The organism is Virgibacillus senegalensis (assembly GCF_000821245.2).
In the GTDB taxonomy this organism is placed as follows: Bacteria; Bacillota; Bacilli; order Bacillales; family Amphibacillaceae; genus Sediminibacillus; species Sediminibacillus senegalensis.
The window spans coordinates 944,748-954,627 of record NZ_LN611425.1; the positions used below are offsets into that span (position 1 = coordinate 944,748).

Here is a 9,880-nt window from a genome sequence, read left to right on the forward strand (position 1 = left end):
TGTCTTCGTATTTATCAATCAATTTATTTTCCAGAAAAATAGTAGCGTTTATGTTTATGAATTATATGTAAAATTCATGAAAACGTCAAGTTTAATAATTATTTTCAACTGCCTCTTTTTCATATTCTGTTTCCGGATCAATTTCTGTAGTCAGTAATCCATCCCAATCATCGTTTTCGACCATATCGAGTTGCGCCTCGACAAGCATTTTCAACCGGGTTCTAAATACTTTTGCCTGTTTTTTCAACTCTTCTACTTCCATTGCTATACGGCGGGATTTATGCAATGCCTCGTTGATAATCCGATCTGCATTTTTTTCAGCTTCTTTAATGATCAATTTTGATTCTTTCGTTGCGTTACCTTTTACTTCTTCCGCCGTTTCCTGTGCTACCAAAATCGATTTGTTCAATGTTTCTTCAATATTTGTAAAATGGCCCAATCGCTCATTTAACTGGTCTAACCTTTCTTTTAAATCCTTTTTCTCCCGAATGACCGTTTCATAATCCTTGATAACCTGGTCCAGGAACTCATTTACCTCATCTTCATCATATCCTTTAAATTTACGGGTGAATTCCTTGTTATGAATATCGAGTGGTGTCAATGGCACATCGGCCACCTCCTGTCTGATAGAATAATCTCATTAAATTAATAAGTTCGCAAAAACGTTTAACAGATAAATTCGACAAAATCATTATAAATCCTGCACAGATATTCGTTTATTTCAATATTTCTGCAGTGATTTTCCATTTTTCCTTTTTACTAAGACCATGGATTTCTTTCACATGGCTTCTCCCTTTTCCCCTTAAGGATAACAAGTCACCTTGTTCGAGTAAAAAAGCTGGCGTGTCAACGACCCGGAAATTGACTTTCACTATTCCTTTTTGAATAAATTGCGCAGCCGTTTGCCTGGAAACGTTGTATATTTCTTTTATCAGCACATCCAGGCGCAAGGAAGCGACCGTCAAATTTTTTTCCTGCCAGTTCTCTTCCTTCGCCATCAAGCTGTCCAACGTTTTTTCTTCAAAGCTGACACTAGCTTTTTTGATATTTGTCAGATTCATTTTGACGTACGGAGCGATTTCTGAAGCAGTGATGATTTGAATGAGCCCATCCCTCACGATCAAATCTCCGAGTTTCTTGCGTTTAATTCCCAGCGAAAGAAACGCTCCCATCACATCCCGATGGGCTAATTGGACAAATTTAACGGGATAAGATGCTTCAAGCAAGACCAATTCAAAATCTTCCTCTTCTAGTTCTTCGTAGAACGGGGCCAGGATTGCCCTCTTTCTTTCAGCGGAAGAACTTCCTCCGTACAGGCTCCAGCGGAAATCTTCATTGTTGCCGATGATTGAGCCGAAGATATATTGTTCGCGCGGATCGAGAAAATCGGTCACCTTACGCTGGTAAGAGCGTTCTACCTCTTCCTGCCAGGATATTACCTGGTCTATAAAAGGCTGTTCTTCTTTGCGAAAATGTTGATATATATCCATTGGTTCACCTAACTGTTCCTATTGGAATGATACAAATTACAAGCCGAACAATACCGCTAACCCTCTTGTTGCGAAGTTCAGCACAAGGATGGCAACAATCGGGGAAATATCAATCATACCAAGTGGCGGGATGATTTTCCGAAACGGTTCCAGATACGGTTCACAAATTTTTGCCAGAAAACTTCCGAACGAAGATTCTCTTGCCCCTGGAAACCAGGACATCAAGATATACGCAATCAAGGCAAAACTGTAAATTTCAATAGCATAAAAAAGCAAAGTGTACAATTGATACATAGCGTCTACCACCTTTTATCAAAATCTTCTTCAAACATATCGGAAATAGTACCGGAAACATCCACATTATCCGGTGTACAAAGAAAGGTATGACTGCCGAGTTTTTGGATATCACCCGATACGGCATAAACTGTTCCGCTCAAAAAGTCGACAATCCGTTTTGCCTGATTGTGGTCAACGCGTTGCAGATTAATGACAACTGCTCTCCGATTTACGATATTATCGGCGATCTCCTGTGCCTCACTATATGTACGTGGTTCTAGCAATACTACCTTGGAGGCTGGCTGTACACTTTTCAGGCTAACCACATTCGGTCCCTGTCCTTTTTGCTTGGAAGCAGCTTCAGGAACTTCCAGTTCTTCCTCTTCCTCGATATATTCGTATTCATCATCCAATGTAAAAAACGTCTTTAGTTTATTCTTGAAACTCATTTTTTTCACCTCGTGCTATTTTTGGCCTACAAGCTTTGAACCAATCCGTATGTGGGTTGCACCTTCTTCTATGGCCAATTGATAATCATTACTCATTCCCATAGACAAATAATCACAAGGTGCATGGCTGTATCGTTTTTCTTTCACTTCGTCCCGAAGCTGTCTCAGCCTGCTAAAGGTTTCCCTGATGACCGTTTCCTCTTCGACAAAAGGTGCCATTGTCATCAAGCCGACAACCTTGATTTTGTCATATTTCGCAAGTTCCACAATAAAAGACAGTGCTTCTTTCGGTTCCATGCCTTGCTTTGACGCTTCCCCGCTAGTATTGATTTGTACAAAGCAAGGGATCGGTTTTTCTGCCCGTTTGTTTATTTCTTTTGCCAGAGAAATTCTGTCAAGGGAATGCAGCATGTCGATCTTATTTATCATATCCTTTACTTTACGGGATTGCAATGATCCAATAAAGTGCCACTTGGCCTTGTCACCGATCGCTTCATATTTTTCTGAGAACCCTTGGAGCCTGTTTTCGCCTAGATTACGGACTCCTGCTTCCAATGCTTCCATTGTCCGCTCAATTGTAACATATTTTGTTACGCCTATGAGTGTTATTTCTTCCCGGTTACGACCAGCCTTCCGGCAAGCATCCTCGATATTCTGCTGAATGTGGTTTAAATTGGCTGCTACATCCATAAGATTGTCTCCCTTCCGCTTACTCTTGCCAACCGATAAATCCTAGCATCCGGCCGGTTTTACCATGGTCTCTGCGATGAGAAAAGAATAAATGGTTTTCTTGAAAAGTACAAAGAGTGGTCCTGCTAATATTTTCAGTCGGCACTCCTGCCTGCTGTAAAATACGTTCATTTAATAACTGCAAGTCCAAAAATGCGCCGGTTTCTTTCCTAGTCACAACAGCACCCTTCAGACCGTCGGGTATTTGGGAAATCACTTTGTCGTCGACTTGATAGGAAGATGGCCCGATCGAAGGGCCGATTGCTGCCAAAACGTTTTCCGCCTTGACCCCATTTTTCTCCAACTTGGCAATCATTTCTTCAGCCATCCCATTAACGGTTCCCCTCCAGCCAGCATGTGCAATCCCTATCCAGCGGGTTTCAGGGTCGAGGAAATATAGCGGAACGCAATCGGCAAAGAACGCTGTACAAAAAATACCCGTTTCATTCGTTATTAAACCATCCGCACCTTGAATGGCATCAGATGTCGACTTTGCTCCTCTGCCTTTATCTGCTTCTGTAACAACTGCTATTTCGGTTCCATGCACTTGCTGGGCGCTCACCCAATTAGCTAAAGGAAAGCCAGTCAGTCCTGCTAATCTTTCTCTATTTGCAATTACTGCATCCTGATCGTCTGTTACGTGTAAACCTAGATTGAAAGTATCAAAAGGTGGCACACTAACTCCGCCTCGCCTTGTGGTAAATCCAGCCATCAATCCTGGAGCCAGGTCATTCCAGCCATCGATGAAAATAGCGGAATCATCCGTACGTTGGAAAGTACTTTTCATAATGATTCCTCCTTATTTTTTCATCCATTTTATCATATTTTCAAGAATTTATGCTGCATGATTGCCATTAATCCTTTTTCTCGGTATATAATGTCAGTTGCTTCTGTTTTTTCACAAGAATAACATCAGAGCCGATTGTCACGATACTCTCCCAGGGAACGACTACTTCTTCCTCCTTACCGAACAACCCCATCATTTTTCCTTTTAAACCGATAACAAGAAAAGTGATTTTGCCACGGTCTACATCGATTTCAAGGTCGGTAATATTACCTAATCTTTTCCCGTCTTCGACCACAATCACATCTTTTATTTGCAGTTCCGAAAGGGTGATCATATCAACACCTGCCTTTTCTATCTACTATATGCAGGTGAAGGCTATGTTTTTCAAAAAATTCTTGTTTACACTCCCTTGTCACTACTAATCGTATACAAAAAGTAAAAGCCCCTGCATTAGCAGGGGTTTGCGTTTAAATAAATAACTGCGTTTGAATCAGACACAATCAATCATTCAAACATTTCTTTATTCATTTCCTGTATGGCGGCTTTCTCAAGTCGGGAAACCTGGGCTTGTGAAATGCCGATTTCTTCCGCTACCTCCATTTGGGTTTTCCCTTGAAAGAACCGCTTGTTAAGAATCATTTTTTCTCTCTCGTTCAGCCGTTGCATGCCTTCCTTCAGGGAAAGATTATCTAACCAAGTACTGTCTTTATCCTTATTATCACTTAATTGATCCATCACAAATATGGGATCCCCGCCATCATTATAAATCGGCTCGAATAAAGAAACGGGGTCTTGGATAGCATCCATCGCAAAGACGATTTCTGAGTGGGATATCCCCATTTCTTCGGCGATCTCCATCGGTGTTGGTTCTTTCGATGTTTTACTGATCAATTTTTCTCTTACTTGCAGCGCTTTATAAGCTATATCACGCAACGATCTGGATACACGAATCGGGTTATTGTCCCTTAAGTATCTTCTGATTTCTCCGATGATCATCGGAACTGCATAAGTCGAAAATTTAACATTTTGGCTTAAATCAAAATTATCTATAGATTTCATCAAGCCTATACAGCCAACTTGAAACAAATCATCCCCATATTCGCCACGATTATTAAACCGTTGAATGACACTTAAAACAAGCCGTAAATTGCCATTGACTAATTCTTCTCTGGCAGCTAAATCACCTGCCTGCATTTTCTTGAAAAGAATACGCATTTCATCGTTTTTTAGTACAGGTAATGTTGAAGTGTCTACTCCGCAAATTTCTACTTTATGTCTTGTCATGTGTCTTACCCTCCCTGTTGGAGATGCTATTCATGGAACAGTATCTCCCCGGGAAGGATTTTTATGCAGTTCACTCAGCTTGCTTTCGCTCATGGGAGCGGTTTAAATCCAGCCCTCCCAAAGGTTCAGACCATTTTATTAAATTCCTTCTTTAGCCTGCTGATAATCTTTTTTTCCAGTCGCGATATATAAGACTGCGATATGCCGAGCATATCAGCCACATCTTTTTGGGTTTTTTCTTCTTCACCGATCAAGCCGAACCTCAATTCCATAATTTGTTTCTCTCGATCATTCAACTGCTCCAGGGCACTTCTCAGCAAGTTTTTATCTACATTGGCATCAAGATCTTTTGTAGTGATATCTTCATCCGTCCCAAGCACATCGGATAACAATAATTCATTCCCATCCCAATCAATGTTGAGCGGTTCGTCAAAAGAGATTTCTGTTTTCAACTTATTATTCCGGCGTAAGTACATGAGTATCTCATTTTCAATACAGCGGGAAGCATATGTAGCTAGTTTTATCTTCTTTTCCGGATTGAATGTGTTCACAGCTTTTATTAATCCGATGGTACCTATACTGATTAAATCCTCAATATTTATCCCCGTGTTCTCAAATTTTCTGGCAATGTAAACGACAAGTCGTAAATTCCGTTCAATCAACATTGCCCTGGCAGCTTTGTCCCCTACCGGCAGGCGTTTTAACAATTCGTGTTCTTCTTCCTTGCTAAGTGGAGGCGGCAAAGCCTCATTCCCGCCAATATAATAAACCTCTTTGGATTTCACTCGCAGCTTGATCAGTAATTTATACCACCATAATTGCAACTTCAGCTTCCATTTCCCCATCTGTATCCTCTCCTTTTTACGATTATTAAGCAGATGTTGCTGCTGAATATTTAAGAAGACCTGGATGCAGCAGGCAGTGATAACTGCCATCTGATGCAAGCCTTCCAAACTGCATACCAATAAGCACCTTATTGGTGACGATTTGTTTATTTTGATAAGTAGTGTCGATGGAATCAGGTCTAAAGACAAGCATAAATGAATGCCCGCCGCCTACTCCTTGATACGGAACCAAACGTAATTTATCCTCCCAGACCTCTGGAAGCCGATCAAGCTGGAGATTTTCCTGGACCCTCTGAAAAGCAGCAAGTTCTTCTTCGCTGAACCAATAAAGCAGCAATGACTGTTCACAAATGATGACCGGCTCTTTCGTGATTGGGTCTACAAGTGAATTCCCACTGTCCATGTAACCTGTAGTCAAAACCTTCTTACCAAGAAAAGACAACGTGATAGAAAACAAATGATCGACTTGCAGTTTATCAAGTGCGTGCTTGTCCATACGGTTTTTCGTAAACCACCAGACACATGGAAAACCGAATAAAACAAAAAGCCAGCTAACCTGGTCCCCGAACCCTGTTTTAAATGTCAGCAATCCGCTGGAAGATGCAAGTACCTGTTGGCCGATCAAAAAGTGAAGCGCAATCAAACTGCCGCCAAGAACAAACGATACGAAGTAAAACCAGCCAACACTAGCACGGAAAGACTTGACATTCTGCCAGCCGAAAGCAGTCCAGACAATTAGTAGAGAATATAGCCCTTTTCCCCACCACGTACTAAGCGGGAATTCCGGGAAAAAAATAGTGAACGGAACGAGTAATGAAGCAATTAATGCACCTAATATCAGCCTTAAACGGTTATGCTGTCTTTTCGTTAAATAACTGGTGAGCATTAAAATCATCCAATCCAACATAAAGTTCAAAAGCCATATAGCATCTAAATAGATTGTCACGGACACTCTTCCTTTCAATCTACCAATCGGGACTTGTAGCAAGTATAGCGAACTGTAAAATAGAAGTCTGTCATTTCTTGAACTATAAAAACAACTTATTTTCAGAATTTATCAGTGATTTTGTCAAACGATTTTTTTAAAAGAAAAGCGGATAGCCAATCCATCCTCAGACCGTAAAAAATTGGTTCTACGTCAAATGTTGGGGTGGGAGAAATTTGCTCCTACTCCTTAACCCACTTGAAAGCCCCTGAATTCCTTCAGTTGATGATGTAATAACACTTTCGTTCTTAAGCGATCGTAACGACGAAACCCAAAAGCATTCCGTTTGATGACTTTCGTTTGGTTGTTCAATCCTTCAATAAACCCATTGCTATAATCGAGCGCAAAGCTATTCAGAATCTCTGTCTGCCAATTCTTCAAGGTGCCAATCGCTTGTAGATATTCTTCCATACCACTTTGCTTCACTCGGTCATAATACTGATACAATCGTTGTTTTACATAGCCAATATCGGTTTTCCCCATTGCTTTTGCCTCTTCAAACCAGCTGCGAAAAGCCTCTTTCAGCTTATAGGCGACTCGTAGTTCATCCGATAGATCGAGGTATCGGTTCAGATACCAGCGCTGCTTCTCGGTTAGTTCCTCCTGCTTCTTGTAAAAGATATGTTTCATCCGTTTACACTTTTTCCGGTCGTATTCATGGAAGTTCTTTTGGACTCGCCTGCGCACCTTTTCCAAAGCCCAATAAATATACCGACAANAATTGCAACTTCAGCTTCCATTTCCCCATCTGTATCCTCTCCTTTTTACGATTATTAAGCAGATGTTGCTGCTGAATATTTAAGAAGACCTGGATGCAGCAGGCAGTGATAACTGCCATCTGATGCAAGCCTTCCAAACTGCATACCAATAAGCACCTTATTGGTGACGATTTGTTTATTTTGATAAGTAGTGTCGATGGAATCAGGTCTAAAGACAAGCATAAATGAATGCCCGCCGCCTACTCCTTGATACGGAACCAAACGTAATTTATCCTCCCAGACCTCTGGAAGCCGATCAAGCTGGAGATTTTCCTGGACCCTCTGAAAAGCAGCAAGTTCTTCTTCGCTGAACCAATAAAGCAGCAATGACTGTTCACAAATGATGACCGGCTCTTTCGTGATTGGGTCTACAAGTGAATTCCCACTGTCCATGTAACCTGTAGTCAAAACCTTCTTACCAAGAAAAGACAACGTGATAGAAAACAAATGATCGACTTGCAGTTTATCAAGTGCGTGCTTGTCCATACGGTTTTTCGTAAACCACCAGACACATGGAAAACCGAATAAAACAAAAAGCCAGCTAACCTGGTCCCCGAACCCTGTTTTAAATGTCAGCAATCCGCTGGAAGATGCAAGTACCTGTTGGCCGATCAAAAAGTGAAGCGCAATCAAACTGCCGCCAAGAACAAACGATACGAAGTAAAACCAGCCAACACTAGCACGGAAAGACTTGACATTCTGCCAGCCGAAAGCAGTCCAGACAATTAGTAGAGAATATAGCCCTTTTCCCCACCACGTACTAAGCGGGAATTCCGGGAAAAAAATAGTGAACGGAACGAGTAATGAAGCAATTAATGCACCTAATATCAGCCTTAAACGGTTATGCTGTCTTTTCGTTAAATAACTGGTGAGCATTAAAATCATCCAATCCAACATAAAGTTCAAAAGCCATATAGCATCTAAATAGATTGTCACGGACACTCTTCCTTTCAATCTACCAATCGGGACTTGTAGCAAGTATAGCGAACTGTAAAATAGAAGTCTGTCATTTCTTGAACTATAAAAACAACTTATTTTCAGAATTTATCAGTGATTTTGTCAAACGATTTTTTTAAAAGAAAAGCGGATAGCCAATCCATCCTCAGACCGTAAAAAATTGGTTCTACGTCAAATGTTGGGGTGGGAGAAATTTGCTCCTACTCCTTAACCCACTTGAAAGCCCCTGAATTCCTTCAGTTGATGATGTAATAACACTTTCGTTCTTAAGCGATCGTAACGACGAAACCCAAAAGCATTCCGTTTGATGACTTTCGTTTGGTTGTTCAATCCTTCAATAAACCCATTGCTATAATCGAGCGCAAAGCTATTCAGAATCTCTGTCTGCCAATTCTTCAAGGTGCCAATCGCTTGTAGATATTCTTCCATACCACTTTGCTTCACTCGGTCATAATACTGATACAATCGTTGTTTTACATAGCCAATATCGGTTTTCCCCATTGCTTTTGCCTCTTCAAACCAGCTGCGAAAAGCCTCTTTCAGCTTATAGGCGACTCGTAGTTCATCCGATAGATCGAGGTATCGGTTCAGATACCAGCGCTGCTTCTCGGTTAGTTCCTCCTGCTTCTTGTAAAAGATATGTTTCATCCGTTTACACTTTTTCCGGTCGTATTCATGGAAGTTCTTTTGGACTCGCCTGCGCACCTTTTCCAAAGCCCAATAAATATACCGACAAAAATGGAAACGATCGGCCACAATGATGGGGCTTCCCACCGCCTTCCGGACAGCTGACTTAAAACTATAGCTCATGTCCATGATGACCTTCCGGACATTACCCCCTTTTTCCCGAAGGTACTGCTTGACGGTTTTGACGGATCGATCAGGCAGGATATCTATTGGATTTCCGGTCTCTCCATCGCCAATGATGACCTGGTATTTCCCCGCATTGGTATCGCCTTTATATTCATCAATCGCAATCACTTCTGGAAGCTCTTCCACCTCTTGAAGTTCTGGTGTGGCCACCTGATCGAACCGGCGAATGGCTGTAGCTTGTGAGGTACGGAACTGCGCAGCGGTATCCTTGAAGTTCATCCCCTGGATCACCCGAAGGCCAAGTGCCTGGTTCCACTCTCTTGAATGACGCTGATAACGGTCCACCATCGGATTGGCTTCTGCGAATCGTTTACCACAGGAACAGGCATAGCGTCGTTTGCGGTAAAACAAATAGGTGGTTCGTTCAAATACCTTTAAGTGCTGGATTTTCTGTATTCGGTAATCATGAACGCGGGAAGTCTGGTTACCACACGCCGGACAGGTTTG

General features: G+C 41.7%; 12 protein-coding genes, 1 pseudogene and 1 other annotated feature (1 of these 14 running past the window's edge). All 13 genes and pseudogenes read right to left on the reverse strand.

Translation table 11 applies throughout. The features are described from left to right. Positions 1 to 15: a binding site (T-box leader), on the reverse strand (it extends 207 nt beyond the left edge of the window). A gap of 76 nt (positions 16 to 91) precedes the next feature. Beyond that, a complete protein-coding gene (locus BN1067_RS15525; RefSeq protein WP_053219738.1) occupies positions 92 to 607 on the reverse strand; it encodes a DivIVA domain-containing protein in 516 nt (171 codons plus the stop codon). Between the two features lie 109 nt (positions 608 to 716). Beyond that, positions 717 to 1,490: a YlmH family RNA-binding protein gene (locus BN1067_RS15530; protein ID WP_053219739.1), complete on the reverse strand. Its 774-nt coding sequence runs from the start codon at positions 1,488 to 1,490 to the stop codon at positions 717 to 719. Positions 1,491 to 1,526: 36 nt separating this feature from the next. After that, on the reverse strand, positions 1,527 to 1,784 hold the full coding sequence (locus BN1067_RS15535; RefSeq protein WP_053219740.1) for a YggT family protein: 258 nt from the start codon (positions 1,782 to 1,784) through the stop codon (positions 1,527 to 1,529). A 5-nt stretch (positions 1,785 to 1,789) separates the two neighbouring features. After that, positions 1,790 to 2,215 (reverse strand): cell division protein SepF, encoded by a 426-nt coding sequence (locus tag BN1067_RS15540; protein WP_053219741.1) that lies wholly within the window; start codon positions 2,213 to 2,215, stop codon positions 1,790 to 1,792. 15 nt (positions 2,216 to 2,230) lie between these two features. Beyond that, positions 2,231 to 2,905, reverse strand: coding sequence for a YggS family pyridoxal phosphate-dependent enzyme (locus BN1067_RS15545; RefSeq protein ID WP_053219742.1), 675 nt, complete (start codon positions 2,903 to 2,905; stop codon positions 2,231 to 2,233). Between the two features lie 19 nt (positions 2,906 to 2,924). Beyond that, positions 2,925 to 3,731 (reverse strand): peptidoglycan editing factor PgeF, encoded by an 807-nt coding sequence (pgeF, locus tag BN1067_RS15550; RefSeq protein ID WP_053219743.1) that lies wholly within the window; start codon positions 3,729 to 3,731, stop codon positions 2,925 to 2,927. A gap of 67 nt (positions 3,732 to 3,798) precedes the next feature. Further along, on the reverse strand, positions 3,799 to 4,065 hold the full coding sequence (locus BN1067_RS15555) for a YlmC/YmxH family sporulation protein (protein ID WP_053219744.1): 267 nt from the start codon (positions 4,063 to 4,065) through the stop codon (positions 3,799 to 3,801). A gap of 170 nt (positions 4,066 to 4,235) precedes the next feature. Further along, complete coding sequence (gene sigG / locus BN1067_RS15560) at positions 4,236 to 5,015, reverse strand: RNA polymerase sporulation sigma factor SigG (RefSeq protein ID WP_053219745.1); 780 nt, start codon at positions 5,013 to 5,015, stop codon at positions 4,236 to 4,238. A 125-nt stretch (positions 5,016 to 5,140) separates the two neighbouring features. Next, entirely contained in the window at positions 5,141 to 5,860 is a 720-nt protein-coding gene (gene sigE / locus BN1067_RS15565; RefSeq protein WP_053219746.1) for an RNA polymerase sporulation sigma factor SigE, read from the reverse strand. A 25-nt stretch (positions 5,861 to 5,885) separates the two neighbouring features. Continuing rightward, entirely contained in the window at positions 5,886 to 6,806 is a 921-nt protein-coding gene (spoIIGA, locus tag BN1067_RS15570) for a sigma-E processing peptidase SpoIIGA (RefSeq protein WP_053218958.1), read from the reverse strand. A 228-nt stretch (positions 6,807 to 7,034) separates the two neighbouring features. Next, a pseudogene (locus BN1067_RS15575) lies at positions 7,035 to 7,559 on the reverse strand (transposase); the annotation flags it as partial. A gap of 59 nt (positions 7,560 to 7,618) precedes the next feature. Then, positions 7,619 to 8,539, reverse strand: a complete 921-nt coding sequence (gene spoIIGA / locus BN1067_RS15580; RefSeq protein ID WP_053218958.1) for a sigma-E processing peptidase SpoIIGA — start codon at positions 8,537 to 8,539, stop codon at positions 7,619 to 7,621. A 228-nt stretch (positions 8,540 to 8,767) separates the two neighbouring features. After that, a partial coding sequence (locus BN1067_RS15585; protein ID WP_053219748.1) for an ISL3 family transposase occupies positions 8,768 to 9,880 on the reverse strand: 1,113 nt, incomplete at its 5' end.

Excerpts from the sequence above, each read along its gene's own strand:
- BN1067_RS15545 (WP_053219742.1), bottom strand. The coding sequence starts at position 2,905 with ATGGATGTAGCAGCCAATTTAAACCACATTCAGCAGAATATCGAGGAT.
- sigE (WP_053219746.1), bottom strand. The coding sequence starts at position 5,860 with ATGGGGAAATGGAAGCTGAAGTTGCAATTATGGTGGTATAAATTACTG.
- BN1067_RS15555 (WP_053219744.1), bottom strand. The coding sequence starts at position 4,065 with ATGATCACCCTTTCGGAACTGCAAATAAAAGATGTGATTGTGGTCGAA.
- BN1067_RS15535 (WP_053219740.1), bottom strand. The coding sequence starts at position 1,784 with ATGTATCAATTGTACACTTTGCTTTTTTATGCTATTGAAATTTACAGT.
- BN1067_RS15530 (WP_053219739.1), bottom strand. The coding sequence starts at position 1,490 with ATGGATATATATCAACATTTTCGCAAAGAAGAACAGCCTTTTATAGAC.
- sigG (WP_053219745.1), bottom strand. The coding sequence starts at position 5,015 with ATGACAAGACATAAAGTAGAAATTTGCGGAGTAGACACTTCAACATTA.
- pgeF (WP_053219743.1), bottom strand. The coding sequence starts at position 3,731 with ATGAAAAGTACTTTCCAACGTACGGATGATTCCGCTATTTTCATCGAT.
- BN1067_RS15540 (WP_053219741.1), bottom strand. The coding sequence starts at position 2,215 with ATGAGTTTCAAGAATAAACTAAAGACGTTTTTTACATTGGATGATGAA.